A 22,791-nucleotide genomic window follows, 5' to 3' on the forward strand; every position below is an offset into this window, starting at 1 on the left:
CGGGCGTGCAGCAGGCCGAGACGGGGTCGGTTCGGGCGACGGATGCCGCGGCATCCGCTTCGCGTCGGGTGACGGATGCCGCGGCATCCGTCGCACGGCCGACCCGCCGGACGGGCGCGATCCTCGTGATCATCCTGCTCAGCTACTTCATGATCCTGCTCGACAACTCGGTGATCTTCACCGCGCTGCCGAGCCTCGAAGCGGATCTCGGGCTGAGCGCCGGCGAGTTGTCGTGGGTGCAGGACGCCTACACGCTCGTGTTCGGCGGCCTGCTGCTGCTCGGCGCGCGTGCCGGCGACCTGCTCGGCCGCCGGCGCGTGTTCGTCTTCGGTCTCGTGGTGTTCTCGGCGGCGTCGCTGCTGGTCGGCCTCGCGACCACCGACTGGTGGATCATCGGCGCCCGTGCGCTGCAGGGCGTCGGCGCGGCGATCGTCGCGCCCTCGTCGCTGTCGCTCATCACCGCGAGCTTCCCGGCCGGTCGCGAGCGCGCCCGCGCGGTCGCCCTCTACGGCGCGACCGCCGGCATCGGCGCGAGTCTCGGACTCGTCGTGGGCGGCGCGTTCGCGACGTGGATCTCGTGGCGCGCCGGGTTCTTCATCAACGTGCCCATCGGCCTGGCGATGATCCTGCTCGCGCCGCGGTTCCTGCCCGAGACCGAGCGTGCTCGCGGCCGCTTCGACGTGATCGGCGCGCTGACCGCGACGCTCGGCATCGGGGCGATCGTCTTCGGCGTGATCAACGCGGCCGAGAAATCGTGGGGGTCACCGGTCACGGCCGCCTCGCTCGTGGTCGGCGCGATGCTGCTCGTCGTGCTCGTGCTGACCGAGGCGCGCGTCGCGCAGCCGATCATGCCGCTGCGCCTCTTCGCCAGCCGCGTGCGCACGGGCGCCTACGTCGGCCGCATGCTCTACATGGGCGCGATGATCGGCTTCTTCTTCTTCACGACCCAGTTCCTGCAGGGCGTGCTCGGCATGAGCCCCATCCAGGCGGGCGTCGCGTTCCTGCCGATGACCGTGGTGAACTTCGGCGTCGCGATGTTGATCCCGCGCATCACGCGCCGCTTCGGCGAGGGCCTGCCGCTCGTGGTCGGCGTCGCGCTCACGGCGGCCGGCATACTCTGGCTCAGTCGCCTCGCGCCCGAGACCGTCTACCTCACCGGCGTCGCGCTGCCGATGATCGTCATCGGCGCCGGGCAGGGGCTCGTCTTCGCACCGCTCACCTCCGCCGGCATCGCCGGGGCGACCGCACAGGATGCCGGTGCCGCATCGGGGCTCGTGAACACGTTCCACCAGGTCGGCATGTCGCTCGGCCTCGGGGTGCTCGTGGCGGTGGCCGCGGCATCCGGAACCGGAACCGGCGTCGTGGCCCTCGCGGGCGAGGTCTCGGCGGCGTTGACCGGGGGCAGTGCGATGCTCGGGCTCTGCCTCGTCGTCTGCACGGCACTGATCCTGCCCCGGATGCCGCGGGCGGCCTCCGTGCCCGAAGCGGGCGTCGCGACATCCGCTCGCCCCGAAGCCCGAACCGAACACCGCACCGAACGAAGGAGCAGCTGATGCACACGCGCACACTCGGCCAAGGCCTCGAGGTCTCGGCCGTCGGACTCGGCGCCATGGGCATGTCGCAGAGCTACGGGCCGAACCCCGGCGACCGCGACGACATGATCGGCGTGCTGCGATACGCCGTCGACCAGGGCGTGACGTTCATCGATACCGCAGAGGTCTACGGGCCGTGGGTCAACGAGGAGCTCGTCGGCGAGGCGATCGCGCCGATCCGCGACCGGGTCGTGGTCGCCACGAAGTTCGGGTTCGACCTCCGCGACGGGCAGATGCGCGGCGTGGACTCGCGGCCCGAGCAGATCCGTCGGGTGGCGGATGCCTCGCTCCGCCGTCTCGGCGTCGAGGCCCTCGACCTGTTCTACCAGCACCGGGTCGACCCGGAGGTGCCGATCGAAGACGTCGCCGGGACGGTCGGCGAGCTCATCGCCGAGGGCAAGGTGCGCCACTTCGGGCTGTCGGAGGCGGCGGCCTCGACGATCAGGCGCGCTCACGCCGTGCAGCCAGTCACCGCGGTGCAGAGCGAGTACTCCCTCTGGACCCGCGACCCCGAGGCCGACGTGCTGCCCACGTGTGCGGAGCTCGGCATCGGGTTCGTGCCGTTCAGCCCGCTGGGCAAGGGATTCCTGACCGGCACGGTCGCGGCCGACGCGACCTTCGCCGAGGGCGAGATCCGGGCGCGGGTGCCGCGCTTCGAGCGCGAGAACCTGCTCGCGAACCAGGCGCTCGTCGATCACGTGCGCGCGCTCGCCGAGGCCCGTGGAGCCACCCCCGCGCAGGTCGCGCTCGCGTGGCTGCTGGCGCAGCATCCGTTCATCGTGCCGATCCCCGGCACGCGCCGTCGCGAGCGCGTCGACGAGAACGCGGCATCGACCGCCGTGGCGCTCTCAGCCGACGACATCGCCGACCTCGACGGGCTCGCCGACCGCATCGGCGTGGCCGGCGACCGCTACGACGAGGCCGGCATGGCGGCCGTCGGGCTCTGAGCGGCCTCGGCCTCCCACCCGCAGATCGCGGGCCACCGACATCCATCACCGAACGATCAGGAAGAACATCATGAGCACGAAGATGCAGCCGAAGACGCCGACCGTGAAGGGCCCCGAGGCCTGGTTCTCGGGCGACGTGTACTTCAACGCCTACTACGCGGGCGAGGAGCCGTCGCGCACGCGACTGAACCTCGTGCGCTTCACGCCCGGAGCGCACACCGCGTGGCACCGGCACGCCGTCGGCCAGACCCTGCACGTGACCGAGGGTCTCGGCTACGTGCAGAGCCGCGGCGAGGAGCTCATCGAGCTGCACCCCGGCGACACGGTGTACACGCCGGCCGGTGAATGGCACTGGCACGGCGCCACCGCTTCGAACTTCATGTGCCATCTCGCGCTGTGGGAGGCACCGGGCGGCGGCGAGCCCGAGACCGAGTGGGGCGAGCTGCTCACCGCAGAGGAGTACCCGGCGAGTTGAGGTGAACTACTCGACGGGCGTCGCGGGGGCGGCCGGCGCAGGGTCGGCGAGGGCCTCCGCGTTCGTCGCCGCCCACGACGCGAGCAGCTTGAGGGCGTCGGCCGACGCAGAGTCGGCGGGCGCGGTGTAGACATTCAGCACGAGTCCGGGTTCGCTCGGCAGATCCATCGACTCGTAGTTCAGGTCGAGGTCGCCGACGACGGGGTGGTGCAGGCGCTTCAGCCCGCTGCGGTGGAACTTCACGTCGCGCGACGCCCACCGTTCGCGGAACAGCTCGCTCTGCGTCGACAGCTCGCCGACGAGGGTGATGAGCTCGGGGTCGTGCGGGTTGCGCCCCGCCTCGAGCCGCAGCATCGCCGCGGCGTCGTGCGTGATCTGGTCGTAGTCGCGCCAGAACTCGCGCGCCGCGGGGTTCAGGTAGGCGAAGCGCGTGGTGTTCACGGGTCGCCGGGGGTCGTCGAACACGGGGGAGTACAGCGCGCGCGCCAGCCGGTTCGCGGCGAGGATGTCGTGGCGCCCGTTGCGCACCCACGCGGGCGCGTCGCCGATGGCGTCGAGCACCTGCTGCACCGCCGGTCGCACCGACGTCTTCGGCTTCGGGGCTCGTCGCGGCGCCGGGCCTGCGGCTCTGGCGAGGTCGAAGAGGTACTCCCGCTCGGCGTCGTCGAGCTGCAGCGTGCGGGCGAGCGAATCGAGCACGCTCTCGGAGGCCCCGGCGAGGTCGCCGCGCTCGAGGCGCACGTAGTAGTCGACCGAGACGCCCGCGAGCATCGCGACCTCCTCGCGGCGGAGCCCGGGAACGCGCCGGTTGCCGCCGTAGGCCGGGAGCCCGGCCTGGTCGGGCGTGATGCGGGCGCGCCTGGAGCTCAGGAACTCCCGGATGTCTGCGCGCACGTCTCCCATGCATCCACGGTACGTCGCGACGGGCGCGCGAGGGAGGCCCTGCGGGTACCGGTCTCGGGCGGCAGGCGGCTCGCGGGCGATGGCGCGGCGGCGGATGCCGCGACGGCCGGCCGCTCGGAACGGCTGCTAGCGTGGGTCGCTGCCGCGCGGCATCCGTTCGTCCGGCGCCGGAGGTGACGCGTGGTCGAACCGGTCGAGCTCGACGGGGGAGTCGTCGTTCGCGCGCTGGCCGAGGGCGACGGGCCGGCGCTCGCCGCGGCCTACCTGCGCAATCGCGAGCATCTCGCGCCGTGGGAGCCCGAGCGCGCCGAGTCGTTCTTCTCGGTCGCGACGCACGAGCGCGAGGTGGCGACGCTGCTGCGCCGGGTCGAGTCCGGTACGGCGATCCCGCTGGTGCTGGCCGACGGCGACGAGATCATCGGCCGGGTCAACCTCTCCGACCTGGTGCACGGGGCATTCCAGAACGCGCACCTCGGCTACTGGATCGACGGCGCGCGCACGGGCGAGGGCCTGGCGACGATGGCGGTCGGCGTGGCCCTGCATGCGGCACGCGAGGCCGGGCTGCACCGGGTGCAGGCGGGCACCCTCGTGCACAATGCGGCGTCGCAGGCGGTGCTCGTGCGCAACGGGTTCGAGCGCTTCGGCCTCGCGCACCGGTATCTCCGGATCGCGGGCCGCTGGCAGGACCACGTGCTGTTCGAGCGGTTGCTCGAGGACTGACCGGCGGGCCCGCCTACCGGCGCCTCGACCGGGGTGCGCGCGTCAGCGTAATATGTCACCCATTACACGGTGCGGCCGAAGGAGAACCCCCACGATGAACGAACCGGGCACGCTCGAGCACGTGCACCCCGTCGAAGCGCCCGCGGCCGCCTCCATGCCGACGCCCGAGACGCGCGATCCGCGCCTGCCGCGCCTGCGGGAAGTGCCCGCGTTCCTCGAGTACATGGCCACCGGATGGGAGGCGCCCGACCGCACGCCGCCCGTCGAACCCGGCGTCGCCGCGGCATCCGCGGCCCATCGCGCGCGCCTCAGCGCCGCGCTGCCCGGCCGCACGATCGTGGTCGAAGCCGGCCGCGCCCCGGTGCGAGCGAACGACTCGTACTACGGCTTCCGGCCCGACAGCGACTTCTTCTGGCTGAGCGGATGCGACGCCGAAGACGCCGTCGTCGTGCTCACACCCGCCGGGTCGGGCCACGACGCCACCCTGTTCGTGCCCGCCCCTGCGTACCCCGGCGACCCCGACTTCTTCGCGAACGCGGCGCACGGCGAGCTCTGGGTCGGATCCGCGCCCGGTGCTCCCGACTGGGCCGCCGCGCTCGAGATCGAGGTGCAGCCGCTCGAACGGCTCGCCGACCTCGTGCGGTCGGGCGACGACGTGCTGCGCTTCGGCACGGCGACTCCGAGCATGCGACCCTCCGCGGCATCCGTCGCTCGCCGGAACTCGGGCGCGTGCTCGCCGAGCTCCGCATGATCAAGGACGACTGGGAGATCGGCGAGCTCCGCCGCGCGGTCGACGCGACGGTCGAGGGGTTCCGCAGCGTCATCCGCGAGATCCCGAACGCGATCGAGTGGGGCGGCGAGCGCTGGCTGCAGGGCACGTTCGACCGGCACGCCCGCACGTTCGGAAACGGCCCCGGCTACTCGACCATCGTCGGCTCCGCCGAGCACGCGCCCACCCTGCACTGGGTGCGCTGCGACGGCGCGGTCAAGCGCGACGAGCTGCTGCTGCTCGACATGGGCGTCGAGGCGCGCACGCTCTACACGGCCGACGTCACTCGCACCTTCCCGGCATCGGGCACGTTCAGCGCCGCCCAGCGCGAGGTGCACGACCTGGTCGAGCGCTCGCACCGCGCCGGGCTCGCCGCCGTCGGCCCCGGCCGCCAGTGGAGCGACTTCCACACCGCCTCGATGGAGGTCATCGCGCACGGCCTCGCCGACTGGGGGCTGCTGCCCGTCTCGGTCGACGAGGCGCTCTCGCCCGAGGGCCAGCACCACCGCCGCTACCTCGTGTGCGGCGTCGGCCACCACCTCGGCCTCGACGTGCACGACTGCGCGCACTCGAGCTACGAGGCGTACCAGCAGGCGTCGATGGCGCCCGGCATGGTGCTGACCGTCGAGCCCGGCCTCTACTTCCACGCCTTCGACACGACCCTGCCGCCCGAGCTTCGTGGCATCGGCGTTCGCCTCGAAGACGATGTCCTGGTCACGGCCGACGGCTCCGAGGTGCTGTCGGCGGCCCTGCCGATCGACGCGGCCGGCATCGAGCAGTGGATGCGGGCGCAGTGACCGAGATCCGTCCCGTCGAGCAGCAGCTGAGCCTTCGCGCACGCGTCGAGCAGGCGCTGTCGGCGGCGATCATCTCGGGCGAGCTCGCCCCGGGTGAACTCCTGACCGTGCCGACGCTCGCCGCCCGGTTCGACGTGTCGGCCACGCCCGTGCGCGAGGCGATGCTCGACCTCGAGAGCCGCGGCTTCGTCGAGCCCGTGCGCAACAAGGGGTTCCGCGTCACGACGGTGAGCCCCGAGGTGCTGCGCGAGATCGTCGAGGTGCGCCAGCTGCTCGAACCCCCGGCGATGGAGGAGCTCGCGCGACGGTTTCCGGCCGACGAGCTGCCCGCGCTGACGACGCTCGCCGAGCGCATCGTCGACGGCGCGCGTTCGGGCGACCTGCGCACGTACCTCGAGTCGGACCTCGAGTTCCACCTCGCGCTCACGCGCCTGCTGGGCAACCGCCTGCTCGTCGACACGGTCGCCGACCTGCGCTCGCGCACTCGCCTGGTCGGGCTCTCGGACATGCTCGAGACGAAGGCGCTCGACGAGTCGGCGGCCGAGCACCTCGAGCTGCTGCGGCACCTCGCCGACGGCGACGCCGCAGCCGCTCGCGAACTCATGCACCGCCACATCCACCACACGCTGGGCTGGTGGGCGGGCAACCCCGAGGGGGAGTAGGGCGGCCGCTGCGGCCGTCGGTCTGGCTAGGACCCGCGGATCGCACCGGCCAACTCGTCGGGGTCTGCGCCCGGAGGAAGGGCGATCACGGCGGTGTCGCCCTGCATCGGCTGGACCACGGTGACCGCCGACAGCACCTCGTCGCCGACTCTGATCACCAGGCGTGCGGTGCCGGCGGATTCGGCTGCCTCAGCCGTCAGCGTCTGGAAGACACCCGCTCCGTCTTCGTCGAACTTCACGCTCACCGCATCGGTGGTGCCGTCCGAAACCGCTTCCGCCGTCTCGACGCCGGCGCGCACGAAGTCCGCATCGACGAGCAGTACGTATTCGCCGTTCACCGACACGCACTCCGGCTCGGATCCCACCTCGCAGGTCTGGGACACGGCCATCTCGAGCCCGCCTTCGCCGGCCTGAGTGCCGCCCTCTGCCGAACCGCTGCCTGCGGTGCAGCCCGCCATCGCGAGAATGAGGAGCCCGACGGCTGAAAGCCTGCAGACCTGAGAACCCATGGATGCTCCTTCTCGAGCCCGGTTCGGAGCCCACTCGCTGAGGTGAGCAACGCTACCTTCGTGGCGCGAGTCATGCCGGTCGGGCGGATGCCGCGGCACGGCGTCTCGGTCAGGCGCGGGTGAACTCCATGATCCAGTTGCACTCCCAGGTCTCACCGCCGTCGCGCGAGAACTCCTGCTGCCACCTCGCCGATACCGGGGTGATGTCAGACCAGGTGAAGTGCGCCCTGATGGGCTCGCCTTCGTGGGTGTCGTCGCCGTAGAAGTCGCCGCGCCCGTCGGTGAATCGTCCGACGACGGGCGGGAACAGTCGGCCCGTGCTGCTGTTCGCCCAGTAGATCGACCACTCGCCGGTCTGCTGGTCTTGGAACCGGATGCTCGCGCCGGACCAGCCCTGCGTGGGGCAGTGCATCTCGTCGACGTTGCCGACGCCGTCGAGCAGTGGGCGCGCCCACGACGTGGCGGGGAACTCGTCCCACTCGTCGCTGCCCACGAACAGGTGTCGCAGGCGACGATTTGCAACCGTCCATTCGCCGAAGAGGAAGTCGAAATCACTCACGGTGCGATCATCGGGCGAGCCACCGACATCCGACAGTCGACGGGCGGTCAGTCGTCGAGGTCGACGTCGAGCACGCCGTCGGGGTCGCGCAGCTCGACGCGCGGCCTGCCGTCGGGCGTCGAGCCCGAGGACTCCACCGCCCAGCGCAGCAGGCGCACGGCCGGACCGCCGACGCGCGTGACGGCGCCGAAGTCGAGCACGAGCCGCGCCTCGGACTCGAGCAGCGGCATGAGGCGCGCGAGCACCTCCTCGGCGGCGGCGAAGTTCAGGTCGCCGCGCAGCATCGCCACGACCTCGTCGCCCGAGACATCGCGATCGGTGCCCGTGCCGCCGACCGAGATCTCGTCGATGGGCGAGAGCGGGGGGTCGCGGTGCTCGAGCATGTGCAGGCCGTGGCGTTCGCTGAGCTCCTCGAGCACGGCGATGCCGCGCACGCTGTTGCCACGCGGGTCGAGCCTGGGGCTGAACGTGCCGATGCCGAACTGCTCGGGCTGGAGCGCGGCGATGCCGCCGCCGACGCCGCTCTTGGCCGGCAGGCCGACGCGCACGAGCCACTCGCCGGAGGCGTCGTACATGCCGCAGCTGGTCATGACCGCGGTCGTCCACCGGGCGGCGTCCTCGCCGACGACGCGTTCGCGCGTGATGGGGTTCACGCCCCCGTTGGCGAGCGTCGCGGCCATGATCGCGAGGTCGCGGGCCGTGACGACGAGCGAGCACTGGCGGAAGTAGGCGGTGGTCGCCACCTCGGCGGTCGAGGCGAGCGTGCCTGCGGACCGGGCCAGGTAGGCGAGCGCGCGGTTGCGGTCGCCGGTGGCCTGCTCCGAGCCGTAGACGGCCTCGTCGACGTCGAGCGAGCGGCCGGCGAACGCCGAGAGCCCCGCGGAGATCACGGCGAACTTGTCGTCGGCCGAGTCTCCGCGCACGAGCGAGCTCGTGACGATCGCGCCAGCGTTGATCATGGGGTTGAGCGGCCGACCGGTGAGCTCGTCGAGGCTGATGGCGTTGAACGGCTCGCCGCTGGGTTCGAGGCCGACGTGCCTGGTCACGTGCGCGAGTCCGAGCTGTTCGAGGGTCAGGGCGAAGACGAACGGCTTCGAGACCGACTGGATCGTGAACCGGGCCTCGCTGTCGCCGGCCTCGTGCACGGTGCCGCGCACGCTGGCGAGGGCGATGCCGAGCTGCTCGGGGTCTTCGCGCGCGAGCTCGGGGATGTACGACGCGACCGCGCCTGAGGTCTTGGGCCGCGCCCGGTCGAGCACCGACGCGAGGGCGATGCTCAGCGGCGACGACGTGCTCGAGTCCGACTCGTCGGCGTTCATGCGCTCAGCCTAGGCGTGCGCATGGACGTCGCTCGGGACCGACCCGTTGTCGCCTCGGTGGATATGTGACATATTACTGACAGGCCGCTCGACCAGGGTGCGCCCCGACGTCGAGAGGAGCGCCATGATCGCCGACGTCGTCATCGTGGGCGCCGGCATCGTCGGGGCGGCCTGCGCGCGGGCGCTCGCGGTCGCCGGCGTACGCGTCACGGTGCTCGAACGCGGCGCCGCGGCATCCGGAACCAGCGCCAAGGGCGAGGGCAACCTGCTCGTCTCCGACAAGGGCCCCGGCGCCGAACTCGACCTCGCCGTGTACGCCTCGTCGCTCTGGCCGGGTCTCGTCGCCCGGCTGGCCGACGAACTCGGCGCCGGTTTCCCCTTCCTCGAGTACGAGCGCAAGGGCGGCCTGGTCGTCGCGACGACGGATGCCGGTGCGCAGCCGCTGCTGGACTTCGCCGCAAGCCAGCGCGCGGCCGGCGTCGACGCCCGGCCGGTGTCGGTCGACGACGCGCTCGCGCTCGAACCGTGGCTCAACCCCGCGATCACGGCGGCCGTGCACTATCCGGAGGATGCGCAGGTGCAGCCCGTGGTGGCGACCGAGGCGCTGCTCGCCTCCGCGCGCCGCCACGGCGCCGTCGTGCGCACGGGCGTCGAGGTCACGGGCGCGACCCGCGACGCCGATGGCCGAGTGACCGGGGTCGCGACGACCGACGGCGATGTGGCGGGCGACGCCGTGCTGATCGCGGCCGGACCCTGGTCGGGCGAGGTCTCGGCGACGATGGGGGTGCGGCTGCCCGTGAAGCCGCGCCGCGGCATGGTGCTCGTCACGACGCGCATGCCGCACCGGGTGTTCCACAAGGTGTACGACGGCGACTACTTCGGCGCCACCCAGTCGTCGGACGCCGCGCTGCAGACCTCGAGCGTCGTCGAGTCGACCGCTGCGGGCACGGTGCTGCTCGGGTCGAGCCGCGAGCAGGTCGGGTTCGACGACCGGCTGCGCATCGACGTGATCCGCGAGGTCGCGGGCAAGGCGCTGCGCCTGTTCCCCTTCCTCGCCGAGGCGTCGATCATGCGCACCTACGGAGGGTTCCGCCCGTACATGCCCGACCACCTGCCCGTGATCGGCGAGGACCACCGCGCGCCGGGGCTCTGGCACGCGAGCGGGCACGAGGGGGCCGGCATCGGGCTCTCGCTCGCGACCGCCGAACTGCTCGTCGCCGGCATGCTCGGCACGCCCGCTCCGCTCGACCCGACGCCGTTCGAGCTCGATCGCGCGTCGCTCGAGCCGCACCTCGCAGAGGCCTCCCGATGACCGCCCGCAGGCTGCCGGCGCGGCACGACCCGATCCGCCCGCGCGGCGAACGGGCCATCGGCATCTCGGTCGACGGCGAGCCCGTGCCGGGCATCGAGGGCCAGACCATCGCGGGACTGGTGCTCGCGAGCGGACGGCTCGCGTGGCGCACGACCTCGGCCGAGGGTCGGCCTCGTGGCCTGTTCTGCGGCATCGGCGTGTGCTTCGACTGCATCGTGACGGTCAACGGCGAACGCGACGTGCGCGCGTGCCAGCGCCGAGCGACCGACGGCGACGTCGTCGAGACGCAGCACGACGAGCTTCCCGAGGCGGCGCGATGAGTGCCGGGTCCGGCGAGTCCGGCGAGACCGTCGTCGCCACCGCCACCGCCACCGCCACCGCCACCGGCGCCGCCCGCACCGTGCTCGTCGTCGGCGCCGGTCCCGCCGGGCTCGCCGCAGCCAGGGCGGCGCGCGAGCGCGGGGCATCCGTGGCCCTGCTCGACGCGGCCGACACGACCGGCGGGCAGTACTGGCGGCACCTGCCGGCCTCGCGCCCGTCGGCGAACGAGCGGGCGCTGCACCACGGCTGGTCGACCTACACGGCGCTCCGCGACGAGCTCGAGCGCGACCCCGGGTGCGAGATCGTGCTCGGCGCGCAGGTGTGGGCCATCGAGCGATCGGATGCCGCGGGGCACGGCGCCCCCGTCGCGGTGCACGTGCTCGTGGGGCCGCCCGACGGCACCGGTCGGCTCGGCCGCACGTTCCGGCCCGACGCACTCGTGCTCGCGACGGGCGCGCACGACCGCACGCTGCCGTTCCCCGGATGGGACCTGCCCGGCGTGTTCACCGCGGGTGCGGCGCAGGCCTTCGCCAAGGGGGAGCGCGTCGCGCTCGGCGAGCGGGTCGTGATCGCCGGTGCCGGGCCGTTCCTGCTGCCGGTCGCCGCCTCGGTCGCCGCGACGGGGTCGAAGGTGCTCGGCGTCTACGAGGCGAGCCGGCTCGGAGGCCTCGTGCGCGGCTGGCTGCCGAAGCCCTGGCAGCTCGTGGGCGCCGCGAAGAAGGGCGGCGAGCTCGCCGGATACGTCGGCACGCACCTGCGGCACCGCATCCCGTACCTCACCGGTAGGGCGGTCGTCGCCGCGCACGGCACCGACCGCGTCGAGGCCGTCACGATCGCCGAGGTCGACGCCGACTGGCGCTCGATCGCCGGAACCGAACGCCGCGTCGAGGCCGATGCCGTGTGCGTGAGCCACGGGTTCACGCCGAGGCTCGAACTGCCGATCGCGGCCGGCTGCGAGCTCACCGCCGACCGCTTCGTGCGTGTCGACGAGGGTCAGGCCACGAGCGTCGCCGGCGTCTACGCCGCGGGGGAGATCACGGGCATCGGGGGAGTCGACGCCGCGCTCGCCGAGGGCGAGATCGCGGGCCACGTCGCCGCCGGCGGGTCGTACCGCGACAGCGACCTCGCCGAGGCCGTCGGGGCACGCCGCACGTTCACCGGCTTCGCCGCCCGCATCGAGGCGGCGCACGGCATCCGGCCGGGGTGGACCGCCTGGCTCGACGACGACACGATCGTCTGCCGCTGCGAAGAGGTGCCGTACGGGCGACTCCGCGAGACCCGCGAGGCGACCTGTGCGAGCGGCCTTCGCTCCATGAAGCTCACGACCCGCGCCGGCCTCGGCATCTGCCAGGGCCGCGTCTGCGGGCGCACGGTCGAGGAACTCATCGGCGGCGCCTCCGCACCGGGCGCGCCCGAGGCATCCGTCACCACCGACCGGCGCCCGATCGCCTCGCCGATCCGCATCGGCGAGCTCGCGGCCCACGACCTGCCGCACGACCTCGACCCGTCGCACGACCTGGGCCGGCACACCACCACGCACCACGCGTCCGAGAAGGGACACCCATGACCACCCAGAAGTTCGACCTCGGCGGCGTCGTCGTCGCGACCACGCTCGCCTTCAAGGAGGACGCGTCGGCGCCCGCGGGCCTCGCCGTCGACTACGACCGGTTCGCCGCGCACTGCGACTTCCTCATCGAGAACGGATGCCGCGGCGTCGGCCCCAACGGCTCGCTCGGCGAGTACTCGAGCCTCACCGACGCCGAGCGCCGCAAGGTGATCCAGGTCGCCGTCGAGACCGTCGCGGGTCGCGGACTCGTCGTCGCGGGCGTGCACGGCGTCGGTTGGCACCAGGCCGTGCAGTGGGCCGAGTACGCCAAGGCCGACGGCGCCGACGGCGTGCTCGCCCTGCCGCCCACGATCTACCGGGCGAACCGCAGCGAGGTCGTCGAGCACTACACGCGCCTGAACGAGGTCGGCCTGCCGATCATGCTCTACAACAACCCGTTCGACACCAAGGTCGACCTGACGCCCGACCTCGTGGCCGAGCTCGCGCAGCTCGAGAACGTCGTCGCGATCAAGGAGTTCACGGGCGACATCCGCCGCGTGCTCGAGATCCGGGAGCGCTGCGACATCCAGGTCATCGCGGGCGCCGACGACCTGCTCTTCGAGTCGCTGGTCGTGGGCGCGACGGGCTGGTTCGCCGGCTACCCGAACGCATTCCCGAAGGAGGCCGTCGAGATCTACGATCTCGTGCAGGCCGGCCGCATCGACGAGGCGCGCGAGCTCTACACGCACCTGGTGCCTGTGTTCCGCTGGGACTCGAAGACCGAGTTCGTGCAGGCCATCAAGCTGTCGATCGACCTCGCCGGGCAGAGTTACGGTGGACCCACGCGTCCGCCGCGCGGACCGCTCTCCGCGGAGCACGAGGCGCAGGTGCGCCGCGACACCCAGCGCGCGCTCGACCACATCGCGAACCGCTGAGCACGGCGGATCCGCGCATGCGGACGGCATCAGGCAGTGCACGAAACCGACGGAGTCAGGAGCAGGAATGCGTTCGAACCGGGTCATCTCGGCGGTCGACTCGCACACCGAGGGCATGCCCACGCGCGTCGTGACCGGCGGCGTCGGAGTGATCCCCGGCGCGACCATGAACGAGAAGCGGCTCCACTTCATGGAGCACCTCGACGACCTGCGCCTCTTCCTCATGAACGAGCCGCGCGGGCACGCCGCCATGAGCGGGGCGATCCTCCAGCCGCCGACCCGCCCCGACTGCGACTGGGGCGTCGTCTACATCGAGGTCAGCGGATGCCTGCCGATGTGCGGGCACGGCACGATCGGCGTCGCCACGGTGCTCGTCGAGACGGGAATGGTCGAGGTCGTCGAGCCGGTCACCGAGATCCGCCTCGACACCCCGGCCGGGCTCGTGATCGCGCGCGTCGCGGTGACCGACGGGCACGCCGACTCGGTCACGATCGAGAACGTGCCGAGCTACGTCGAGGTGCTCGACGCGAGCATCGACGTGCCGGGATACGGCGAGATCCCGTACTCGATGGCGTTCGGGGGCAACTTCTACGCCATGGTCGACCTCGACGCGGTCGGCCTGCCGTTCGACCGCGCCCGCCAGCAGGAGATCGTCACGGCAGGGCTCGCCATCATGGCCGCGATCAACGAGACCGCGCCGCCGCGGCATCCGTTCATCGACGGCGTCGACCACTGCCACCACGTCGAGTTCATCGCACCAGGGTCGGATGCCGCGCTTTCGCGCCACGCCATGGCCATCTTCCCCGGGTGGTTCGACCGCTCGCCCTGCGGCACGGGCACGTCGGCCCGCATGGCCGAACTCTGGGCGCGCGGGGAGCTCGCGCTCGACACTGACTTCGTGAACGAGTCGTTCATCGGGAGCCGGTTCGTCGGGCGTCTCGTCGGCGAGACCGAGGTCGACGGCCGGCCCGCCGTGATCCCCACGATCACGGGCCGCGCCTGGGTGACCGGCACGGCCCAGTACCTGCTCGACCCGAGCGACCCGTTCCCGACCGGCTTCCAGTTCTGAGCCTGCACCGACCACGACCAGCCCCGAACCGCACCACGCAGGAGTACCGCATGACCCCCGAACTCGAGACCATCGCCGCGAACGCGGCCGCGGCCGCACAGCCCTTCGCCGACACGAACCCGCGCGACCGCGCCCGCGCGCTCGTGGCCGTCGCCGACGCGCTCGAGGCGAACGCCGACGAGCTCATGGCGGTCGGCATGGCCGAGACCGGGCTCGCCGAGGCGCGCCTGCGCGGCGAGCTCCGCCGCACCGCCGTGCAGCTGCGCATGTTCGCCGAGGCCGTCGCCGACGGCGCCTACCTCGACGTGCGCATCGACGCGGCCGACCCGGAGTTCGCGCTCGGGCCGCGGCCCGACGTGCGGCGCTACCTCGTGCCGCTCGGCCCGGTCGTGAACTTCGCGGCGTCGAACTTCCCGTTCGCGTTCTCGGTCGCGGGCGGCGACACGGCCTCGGCGCTGGCCGCCGGCTGCCCGGTGATCCTCAAGGGGCACCCCGGCCACCCCGAGCTCACCCTGCGCACGGGCGCGATCGTCGCCGACGCGCTCGCCGCGGTCGGCATGCCCGACGGCGTGTTCCAGGTCGTCATGGGGCAGGAGGAGGGCGTTGCGATCCTGCAGGATCCGCGCGTCAAGGCCGGCGCGTTCACGGGATCGATCCCGGCGGGCCAGTTCCTCGCCGGCGTCGCGGCTTCGCGCCCGGTGCCCATCCCGTTCTTCGGCGAGCTCGGCAGCCTGAACCCCGTATTCGTGACGCACGCGGCGCTCGAGGAGCGCGCTGACGAGATCGCGGCGGGCTACGTCACGAGCGTCAGCGGCTCGGCCGGGCAGCTCTGCACCAAGCCGGGGTTCGTCTTCGTTCCCGCCGGGCACGGGCTCGACGAGCGCATCGCGGAGGCCGCGGCATCCGTCGCCCCGCACCGACTGCTGAACCCGCGCATCGCCGCGGGGTACGCCGACCGACGCGAGGCCGTACTCGCCGCCGACGGCGTGCGTGCCGTCGCCGAGGGCCGCGTGGAGTTCGACGGTGCCGAGCAGGGCTGGGTCACCCCGACCATCGTCGCGGTCTCGCTCGACGACCTCGTCTCGGGGCGCGACGAGATCCTGGAGGAGTCGTTCGGCCCGCTCTCGGTGCTCGTCGAGGTCGAGCCGGGAACGGATCTCGCCGCGCTCGTGCCGACCTTGCTCGACGGCAACCTCACCGCGACCGTGCACGCGGCCGCCGGCGAAGACGCCCCCGAACTCCGCGACCTCGTGCGCGTGCTGACCGAGCACGCCGGCCGCGTGCTCTTCGGCGGCTGGCCGACGGGCGTCGCCGTGACGCCCGCGATGCAGCACGGCGGCCCGTGGCCCGCCACGACGAACGACTCGTCGACCTCGGTCGGCACGGCCGCGATCACCAGGTTCCTGCGCCCCGTCGCCTACCAGGGCGCACCCGAGGCGATGCTGCCCGCCCCGCTGCAGACGGCGAACCCGTGGGGAGTGCCCCAGGCGGTCTCGGGCGCGGGGGAGTCGACGGGCTGGGGCACGCGCCTCTGACGCGCGTATAGCGTGTTCGGGCGGCCTGGCGCAACGGCTACGCCCGGAATCGCCGCCCGTGGTTCAGTGGAGCTCCCCCAAACCAAAGGAGCACCACATGAGTTTCCTCGGATTCCTCCTGCTCGGCCTCATCGCCGGCGCCATCGCCAAGCTCATCCTCCCCGGCAAGCAGGGCGGCGGCTGGTTCATCACCCTCCTGCTCGGCGTCGTCGGCGCCCTGCTCGGCGGCTGGCTCGGCAGCCTGATCCTGAACCGGCCGCTGACCGAGTTCTGGGATCTCGGCACCTGGCTGCTGGCAATCGGCGGCTCCATCATCGTGCTGCTGATCTACGGCCTCCTGACGCGCAAGAGCCGCACCGCTTGAGCAGGCCAGTGCCAGACCGCGAGGGCGGATGTCGGGGCGACCCGGCATCCGCCCGTTCGCGTTCGGCGTGATGCGCGACCGCTCTCCGGCAGCGGCCCGGTGCTAGCGTGAGGGGCGGAGCGCGCCCGCGCGCCCCACGGCGAACGGATGACGAACGGAGGCGCGATGGACCACATCTCGGCCCTCCTGCGCCTGATCCAGGGCGTGCTCGAACCGCAGCTCGCGGGCGACGCGCACCTCACGGCCATCGTCATTGGCGTGCTCTCGCTCGCCGCGATCGCGGTCGTCGTCACGTCGTACCGGGCGGTGCCCGCGCTCGTCGGCGCCGATCCGTCCAGCGCGTCGCTGCGCCATCGGCAGACCGTCGACCCGGGGCGGCTCATCGCGCAGAGCGACCCCGATGCGGCCGGTCGCCCGCGGCCCAGGGCGCCGGGGCGCGGCATCCCGGCCGCGTAGCGACATCCGCCCACCGCACCCGCACTCGCGGGCGCCTCGGCGACCCAGCTCCCTCGCGGCCAGACGGAACCCCGTTTCGCTCCGACCGCAAGGACCTGTCCATGGATCTCTACGCCTTCCCGCCCATCGCCGCCGTGCTCGACGGCGCCTACGCCCTGCTCATGGGGCTCTCCGACCTGCTCGAACCGTTCGCCGGGGCCTCGAGCGCCGCGCTCGCCATCGTGCTCGTCACACTCGCGGTGCGTGCCGCGCTCATTCCCGTCGGCGTCTCGCAGGCCAAGGCCGAGCGCACGCGTGCGCGCATTGCGCCCCGCCTCGCCGAGGTGCAGCGCAAGCACAAGGACAACCCCGAACGCCTCCAGCGCGAGATGATGGCGCTCTACGCCGAGGAGGGCACGACGCCCTTCGCCGGATGCCTGCCGATGCTCGTGCAGATTCCGGTCGTCGGCGCGATCTACGCGCTGTTCATCCTGCCGGTGATCGCCGGGCACCCGAACGACCTGCTCGCGCACACGCTGTTCGGGGTGCCGCTCGGCTCGAGCCTCGCCGGTTCTCTCGCGGCCGGCACCGTCACGCCCGCGACCCTCGCGGTGTTCGGCGTCATCGTGCTGCTCATCGCGCTCGTCGGCGAGATCACCCGGCGCGCGTTCAAGCCGGTCGCCCCGGTTCCGGCCGCTTCGCAGGGGACGACGGATGCTGCGGGGGCCGCCGGAGCGACCGCGGGCCAGGTGCTGGGCCTCGCCGGCATGCAGAACGTGCTCGGGCTGCTGCAGTTCGTCACCGCCGTGGTGGCGATGTTCGTGCCGCTCGCCGCCGCGATCTACCTGCTCGTGACCGTCACGTGGACGCTCGGTCAGCGGCTGGTGCTGCGGCGGATGTATCCGGCGGCCCCCTCGACGATGCCGCCGGCGCTGCCGGCCTGAACGTCGAGCCCCGGGTCGTGCTCGGGCACCTCGGGTTCGGTCGGTTCGGGCGGTGCGGATGCCGTAGACCCGATCGGGTCGAGCCCCGGGTCGTGCTCGGGCACCTCGGGCTCGGTCGGCTCCGGGCGTGCGGATGCCGCTGCGCGCACGTGCTCGGATGGCGTCGGATCCGGCGGGGCCGTCGGGCCCGATGGGTCCGCCGGGTTCGCCGGGCCCGATGGGTCCGCCGGGTCGGGTGAGGCCGCCGCCCGGGTGGATGTCGCGCTCACGGCCACCGCCGAGGACAGGGCCGCCGGCCTCGACGCGGACACGAGGGGCTGCCCGGGTTCCCCATCGTCGGCCAGGGCGGCCCGCATGATGCTGCGCGGGTCGTACCTGCGAGGGTCGAGCGCGCGCCAGTCCTCGTCGGAGAACTCCGGCCCGAGTTCGTCGCGCACGCGATCGGTGGTCGACGTCGCGAACTCGCGCACGCGCTTGACGAAGCGGCCCAACGAGGCCGCGTACCCGGGCAGGCGGGTCGGGCCGATCAGGAAGGCGGCGATGACGCCGATGAGGAGGAGTTTCTCGAAGGTGAGCCCGAAGTTCATCGCGCAGCGCTCATCGCGTCGGGGTCATCGCCCCGACGCGGGCTGCGCGATCGGTTGCGCGACGGCGGCCGGCGTGGGGGCGGCGTACGTCGCCGTTGCCGGGGTGTCCCCGGCAGGCGAGACGGGCACGACGGAAGCGGCCACGACGGGCGCGGCCGCGACGGGGGCGGGCACGACGGGCGCCGCTGTCGCGGCGGTGCTCGGAGCGGTTGCGGCCGGGACCGTCGTCGCCTGACCGTTCGCGGTGGCCGCGGCATCCGCCTCGTCGTCTTCGCGCATCGCCTTCATCTCGCCCTTGAGCGCTCGGGCCGACTGGCCGAGGCTTCGGGCGAGCGCCGGCAGCTTCGCGCTGCCGAACAGGAGCAGGATCACCGCGAGCACGATCACGAGGTGCCAGCCGGTCAGTCCTTGGAGCATCGCGCCCTCCTCGGGGCTCGGATGCGGCGGGCCTCGATGCCCCCGCGTCGATGGATTGTGGAGGACGGCACCGATCGTGACGACCGCGCTGTCCGTTGCCGTGGATCATATAGGTGCACTTTGGCCAAAAACAAGCCTGCACCCCAAAGTAACTATCTTGACGTTCGATCCGGCAACTTTTGATTGACCAGCGACGAAACTTCGGACATGATGACGCCAGAGCGATGCCGGAGAAGCGTGCGACCGGCACCGCGAGGACGGGGGCCCTCGGTCCCCGTCGACGAGACGACGAAGTCCGGAGAACGACCGCGACTCGAAGACGAGCGAAGGGGGAGCGAGCACGCCCCGTGGCCAGAGGGAGGCCACCACTCACAGGACCGGGCCACCACCTGAAACCGATCGAAGCGGCGGTGATGACCCGGCGAGACAACCCTGACAGGCAAGAACCGACAGGAGCTGTTCAACGATGAATTCTACCCGCAGGCGTTCGCGCAGACGAGGACTCCTGGTCCCCGTCATCGCGCTCACCGCCGGAGCGCTCGCGATCACCGGTACGCCGGCGTTCGCGCACGACGGCGTCGACCACGGATCCGAAGGGGGCGCCGCCGAGGCGCTCGACTGGGGCAACTACGAGAAGATCCTCCTCACGAAGAACGTGGGCGAGCCGATCGACCTCGCGGTGCTGCCCGACAGCACCGTGCTGCACACGGCGCGCAACGGCGACGTCCGCCTCACCGACCCGTCGACCGGCGTGACGACGGTGACCAACACACTGCCCGTCTACGCGAACTCCGAAGACGGACTGCAGACGGTCGCGATCGACCCCGACTTCGAGGAGAACGGCTGGGTCTACCTCGTGTACGCCCCCCGCGACGCCAACGGCGACGGTGTGGCCGACACCCCGACCGGGTCGGCGCCCAACTCGCTGCCGGCAGGGGCCGACGAGAGCTACTGGAACCAGTGGGTCGGCGTCAACCGCCTCGCCCGCTTCCAGTGGACCGGCGAGGGCCTCGACCTCGCGAGCGAGCAGGTCATCCTCGACGTGCCCGTGCAGCGCGGCCAGTGCTGCCACGTCGGCGCCGACATCGACTTCGATGGCGACGGCAACCTCTACCTGAGCACGGGTGACAACACGCCGGCCAGCGCGCCCGGGGCGAACGGCTTTGCCCCGAACAACGACGCGCCCGGCATGAACCCCGGGTTCGACTCGCGTCGCGGCGCCGGCAACACCAACGACCTGCGCGGCAAGATCCTCCGCATCCACGTCGAGGACGACGGCACTTACACGATCCCCGAGGGGAACCTGTTCGCACCCGGAACCGAGAAGACCAAGCCCGAGATCTTCATCATGGGCGTGCGCAACCCGTTCCGCATCGAGGTCGACCCCGAGACGAACTCCATCTCGTGGGGCGACTACGGGCCCGACGCCACGAAGGCGGTCGCCTCGACCGCCGGCCGGGGACCGATGGGCATCGTCGAGTGGAACGTCGCGAGCCTCGACGACCCGCACAATTCGGGCTGGCCGTACGTCACCGGCGACAACTTCGCCTACAACGACTGGGACTTCGCGACCTCGACGGCCGGGGCGTTCTTCGACCCGGCGAACCTCGTCAACGACTCGCGCTGGAACACCGGCCTCACCGCCATCCCGGCGGCGCGACCGGCGACGCTGTACTACGGCGACAACCCCGGCGACCAGCCGTGGGACGAGCTCGTGAACTTCGGCACCGGCTCCGGCCAGGGACCGATGGGCGGCCCGGTGTACCACTACGACGCCGACAACCCCTCGGCCACGAAGTTCCCTGAGTACTGGGACGACAAGGCCTTCATGGGCGAGTTCTCGCAGGACTACATCGCGGCCTTCACGGTCGACTACGACGCCGACGAGGTCACGCACATCGAGGACTTCCTGCCGAACAGTGCGCTCACCGCGGCCGCGCAGCCGATCCACGACAACCCGATGGACATCGAGTTCGGCCCCGACGGGTCGATGTACGTGCTCGACTACGGCGACGGCTTCTTCCGTGCGAACCCCGACGCGGGGCTCTACCGGATCGACTACGCCGAGGGCAACAAGGCGCCGCAGGCCCGCTTCACGGCGACCCCGGGCTCCTCGTCGGCCGCGCCGGTCGAGGTGACGTTCGACGCCTCGTCGAGCACCGACCCCGAGGGCGCAGCGCTCACCTACGCGTGGGACATCGACGGCAACGGCACGTTCGAGTACCAGGGCGCCACGGCGACCCACACGTACACCGAGCTCGGCGCCTACACGGTGCGACTGCGCGTGACCGACGCCGGCGGCAAGTACAGCCTCACCAGCAAGGTCGTCTCGGTCGGCAACCAGGCACCGGCCGTCACCGTGCAGTACCCCGAGAACGGCGGCTTCTTCGACTGGGGCCAGGCGGTTCCCTACAAGGTGACCACGACCGACGCCGAGGACGGCAACGAGGTCGTGTCCAACCGGGTGGCGTGGACCTACGGCCTCGGTCACGACGAGCACGCCCACCCCGAGGTGACCGGCACCGGTGCGACCGGCGCCTGGAAGACGGACCCCAACTCGCCCGAGCACGGCGCGGGGGCCAACCTCTACGGTGCGGTCGTCGTCACCTACACGGATGCCGGCGCGAACGGACTCCCGGCAGCGACGGGTGAGGCCACCGTGCGCCTCAACCCGCGCACGCAGGAGGCCGAGTACGCGACCCAGCGCAAGGGCGTCGTCGTCTACGAGGACGAGACCGCGTCGGGCGGCACCGCCATCCGGGGCCTCGGCACCGACGGCGGCGTGGCCGACTTCCTCCGCTTCGATCCCGTGAGCTTCTCGGGCATCACCGGAGCGGTCGTGCGTGCCAACGGCGCCGGCAAGGTCGACCTGCGTTGGGGATCCGCCACCGCGGCGCCCTTCGCCTCGGCGACCATCCCCGGCGGCGCGGGCTGGAAGGACGTGACGGTGAGCTTCACGGCCCCCACCGGCAGCGGCCAGCTGTTCGTGACCTCGGCGAACGAGCTCGCGGTCGACTCGATCAAGATGGTCGGCCCGGGTGTCGGCGACGTCACGGCTCCGACCGTGGCGCACACCCTCACCCCCGCCACGCCGAAGGGCGTCGGCGGCGTCTTCAACGAGCCCGTGCGGTTCGCCGTGCAGCCCGCCGACAACGGCGCGCTCGCCAGCGTGCAGTACTCCGCCAACGGAGGCCAGACCTGGACGAACCTCGCTGCGAACCAGCAGTACGGCGTGACGTTCCAGACGAAGGGCACGTACGACCTGCAGTACCGCGCGACCGACACGGGCGGCAACGTCTCGACCGTCAAGAGCGTCAGCTTCAAGGTCGACCTCGACGCGCCGAACGAGCCCACGGTCGACAGCCGCACGCTCGTGACGCTCGGCTCGCCGCGCGCCTCGTACGGCGAGGAGACTCCCGTCTCCGTGCAGGTGACCGGCGAGGGCGGCGTGCCGACCGGAGAGGTCGCGCTCACCATCGGCGACGACGAGGTCGGTCGCGGCACGCTCGACGCCGAGGGCAAGGTCACCATCGCCCTGCCCGCCGACCTCGCCGTCGGCACGCACACCCTGCGGGCGAGCTACCTCGCCGACGAGGTCTTCAAGACCTCAGCAGGCACGGCGCGACTCACGGTCTCGCAGACGAAGTCGATCACCGACGTCTCCGTCTCGCCCGACCCGGTCAAGCCCGCCGTCGCCGCCAAGGCGACGATCCAGGTCGACTCGACGACGGGCATCGTCCCCGTCGGCGGCGTCACGGTCACGGTGCGCAAGGGCACCGCGACGGTCGCGACCGTGACCGGAACGCTCGACGCGTCCGGCCACGCCGTGGTCACCCTGCCGAAGCTCGCAGTCGGCACCTACCAGGTCCAGGCGGCCTACGACGGATCCTCCGGCGTGGCCAAGAGCACGGACACGGCCAGCCTGACCGTGCGCCAGTAACCCCGGTGGGGGGCGCCCCCCCCGGGGGGGCCCCCCCCCCCCCCCCCCCCGCCCCCCCGCGGGGGCGCCGCCAAAGGGAGGGGTTTGTGTACACACAAAACCCCCCCCCCCCCGGGGGGGCCACCCCCAGAGCC

At 72.3% G+C, this 22,791-nt stretch carries 22 protein-coding genes and 1 pseudogene; 17 read left to right on the plus strand and 6 right to left on the minus strand.

Features of this window, described 5'->3' with window-relative positions; translation table 11 throughout:
• The first annotated feature begins 5 nt into the window (after window positions 1-5).
• The 3 genes from ACFVS8_RS15005 (at window position 6) to ACFVS8_RS15015 (ending at window position 3,014) form a co-directional block, all read left to right on the plus strand.
• On the plus strand, window positions 6-1,553 hold the full coding sequence (locus ACFVS8_RS15005) for an MFS transporter (protein ID WP_387063802.1): 1,548 nt from the start codon (window positions 6-8) through the stop codon (window positions 1,551-1,553).
• A complete protein-coding gene (locus tag ACFVS8_RS15010; RefSeq protein WP_387063804.1) occupies window positions 1,553-2,539 on the plus strand; it encodes an aldo/keto reductase in 987 nt (328 codons plus the stop codon). The genes ACFVS8_RS15005 and ACFVS8_RS15010 overlap by 1 nt, the downstream gene beginning before the upstream one ends.
• Window positions 2,540-2,609: 70 nt before the next feature.
• Entirely contained in the window at window positions 2,610-3,014 is a 405-nt protein-coding gene (locus ACFVS8_RS15015; protein ID WP_387063806.1) for a cupin domain-containing protein, read from the plus strand.
• Window positions 3,015-3,020: 6 nt separating this feature from the next.
• Here ACFVS8_RS15015 and ACFVS8_RS15020 read toward each other — a convergent pair whose 3' ends face one another.
• A complete protein-coding gene (locus ACFVS8_RS15020) occupies window positions 3,021-3,917 on the minus strand; it encodes a helix-turn-helix transcriptional regulator (protein ID WP_387063809.1) in 897 nt (298 codons plus the stop codon).
• 180 nt (window positions 3,918-4,097) lie between these two features.
• Here ACFVS8_RS15020 and ACFVS8_RS15025 point away from each other — a divergent pair, with 180 nt between their 5' ends.
• From ACFVS8_RS15025 to ACFVS8_RS15040, 4 genes are all read left to right on the plus strand, one after another.
• Window positions 4,098-4,637, plus strand: coding sequence for a GNAT family N-acetyltransferase (locus ACFVS8_RS15025; protein WP_387063812.1), 540 nt, complete (start codon window positions 4,098-4,100; stop codon window positions 4,635-4,637).
• A gap of 94 nt (window positions 4,638-4,731) precedes the next feature.
• Window positions 4,732-5,388, plus strand: coding sequence for an aminopeptidase P N-terminal domain-containing protein (locus ACFVS8_RS15030; RefSeq protein ID WP_387063815.1), 657 nt, complete (start codon window positions 4,732-4,734; stop codon window positions 5,386-5,388).
• Entirely contained in the window at window positions 5,367-6,203 is an 837-nt protein-coding gene (locus tag ACFVS8_RS15035) for a M24B family metallopeptidase (RefSeq protein ID WP_387063817.1), read from the plus strand. The genes ACFVS8_RS15030 and ACFVS8_RS15035 overlap by 22 nt, the downstream gene beginning before the upstream one ends.
• Window positions 6,200-6,865 carry a GntR family transcriptional regulator gene (locus ACFVS8_RS15040; protein WP_387063820.1) on the plus strand — a complete coding sequence of 222 codons (666 nt, stop codon included), beginning with the start codon at window positions 6,200-6,202 and terminating at the stop codon, window positions 6,863-6,865. The genes ACFVS8_RS15035 and ACFVS8_RS15040 overlap by 4 nt, the downstream gene beginning before the upstream one ends.
• A gap of 26 nt (window positions 6,866-6,891) precedes the next feature.
• On the opposite strand, the gene ACFVS8_RS15045 is transcribed toward ACFVS8_RS15040, so the two are convergent.
• The 3 genes from ACFVS8_RS15045 to glsA form a co-directional block, all read right to left on the minus strand.
• Entirely contained in the window at window positions 6,892-7,374 is a 483-nt protein-coding gene (locus tag ACFVS8_RS15045) for a hypothetical protein (RefSeq protein ID WP_387063822.1), read from the minus strand.
• 109 nt (window positions 7,375-7,483) lie between these two features.
• Window positions 7,484-7,933: a hypothetical protein gene (locus tag ACFVS8_RS15050; RefSeq protein WP_387063825.1), complete on the minus strand. Its 450-nt coding sequence runs from the start codon at window positions 7,931-7,933 to the stop codon at window positions 7,484-7,486.
• A gap of 47 nt (window positions 7,934-7,980) precedes the next feature.
• Window positions 7,981-9,252 (minus strand): glutaminase A, encoded by a 1,272-nt coding sequence (gene glsA, locus ACFVS8_RS15055; RefSeq protein ID WP_387063828.1) that lies wholly within the window; start codon window positions 9,250-9,252, stop codon window positions 7,981-7,983.
• 124 nt (window positions 9,253-9,376) lie between these two features.
• Between glsA and ACFVS8_RS15060 the strand changes: the two genes are divergently transcribed.
• From ACFVS8_RS15060 to ACFVS8_RS15100, 9 genes are all read left to right on the plus strand, one after another.
• On the plus strand, window positions 9,377-10,564 hold the full coding sequence (locus ACFVS8_RS15060) for an NAD(P)/FAD-dependent oxidoreductase (RefSeq protein WP_387063831.1): 1,188 nt from the start codon (window positions 9,377-9,379) through the stop codon (window positions 10,562-10,564).
• The gene (locus ACFVS8_RS15065) at window positions 10,561-10,884 is read left to right on the plus strand and encodes a (2Fe-2S)-binding protein (RefSeq protein WP_387063833.1); all 324 of its coding nucleotides are present in this window, start codon (window positions 10,561-10,563) and stop codon (window positions 10,882-10,884) included. The genes ACFVS8_RS15060 and ACFVS8_RS15065 overlap by 4 nt, the downstream gene beginning before the upstream one ends.
• Window positions 10,881-12,452, plus strand: coding sequence for an FAD-dependent oxidoreductase (locus ACFVS8_RS15070; protein WP_387063836.1), 1,572 nt, complete (start codon window positions 10,881-10,883; stop codon window positions 12,450-12,452). Before ACFVS8_RS15065 ends, ACFVS8_RS15070 begins: the two co-directional genes overlap by 4 nt.
• Window positions 12,449-13,366, plus strand: coding sequence for a dihydrodipicolinate synthase family protein (locus tag ACFVS8_RS15075; protein WP_387063842.1), 918 nt, complete (start codon window positions 12,449-12,451; stop codon window positions 13,364-13,366). The genes ACFVS8_RS15070 and ACFVS8_RS15075 overlap by 4 nt, the downstream gene beginning before the upstream one ends.
• Before the next feature lie 67 nt (window positions 13,367-13,433).
• Entirely contained in the window at window positions 13,434-14,435 is a 1,002-nt protein-coding gene (locus ACFVS8_RS15080; protein WP_387063845.1) for a proline racemase family protein, read from the plus strand.
• 50 nt (window positions 14,436-14,485) lie between these two features.
• Complete coding sequence (locus tag ACFVS8_RS15085; RefSeq protein WP_387063848.1) at window positions 14,486-15,970, plus strand: aldehyde dehydrogenase (NADP(+)); 1,485 nt, start codon at window positions 14,486-14,488, stop codon at window positions 15,968-15,970.
• A gap of 97 nt (window positions 15,971-16,067) precedes the next feature.
• Complete coding sequence (locus ACFVS8_RS15090; protein ID WP_387063851.1) at window positions 16,068-16,334, plus strand: GlsB/YeaQ/YmgE family stress response membrane protein; 267 nt, start codon at window positions 16,068-16,070, stop codon at window positions 16,332-16,334.
• Window positions 16,335-16,499: 165 nt separating this feature from the next.
• Window positions 16,500-16,790 (plus strand): DUF6412 domain-containing protein, encoded by a 291-nt coding sequence (locus ACFVS8_RS15095; protein ID WP_387063854.1) that lies wholly within the window; start codon window positions 16,500-16,502, stop codon window positions 16,788-16,790.
• 101 nt (window positions 16,791-16,891) lie between these two features.
• The gene (locus ACFVS8_RS15100) at window positions 16,892-17,713 is read left to right on the plus strand and encodes a YidC/Oxa1 family membrane protein insertase (RefSeq protein ID WP_387063857.1); all 822 of its coding nucleotides are present in this window, start codon (window positions 16,892-16,894) and stop codon (window positions 17,711-17,713) included.
• On the opposite strand, the gene ACFVS8_RS15105 is transcribed toward ACFVS8_RS15100, so the two are convergent.
• Window positions 17,644-18,300 carry a hypothetical protein gene (locus tag ACFVS8_RS15105; RefSeq protein ID WP_387063860.1) on the minus strand — a complete coding sequence of 219 codons (657 nt, stop codon included), beginning with the start codon at window positions 18,298-18,300 and terminating at the stop codon, window positions 17,644-17,646. The two genes, ACFVS8_RS15100 and ACFVS8_RS15105, sit on opposite strands and share 70 nt — an antisense overlap.
• 177 nt (window positions 18,301-18,477) lie before the next feature.
• Window positions 18,478-18,717: pseudogene (gene tatA, locus ACFVS8_RS15110) on the minus strand (Sec-independent protein translocase subunit TatA); the annotation flags it as partial.
• A gap of 466 nt (window positions 18,718-19,183) precedes the next feature.
• On the opposite strand from tatA, the gene ACFVS8_RS15115 reads away from it, so the two are divergent.
• The gene (locus tag ACFVS8_RS15115; RefSeq protein ID WP_387063863.1) at window positions 19,184-22,657 is read left to right on the plus strand and encodes a PQQ-dependent sugar dehydrogenase; all 3,474 of its coding nucleotides are present in this window, start codon (window positions 19,184-19,186) and stop codon (window positions 22,655-22,657) included.
• Window positions 22,658-22,791 lie beyond the last annotated feature (134 nt).

The sequence above is a fragment of the Agromyces sp. NPDC058110 genome, from assembly GCF_042884735.1.
Lineage (GTDB): Bacteria > Actinomycetota > Actinomycetes > Actinomycetales > Microbacteriaceae > Agromyces.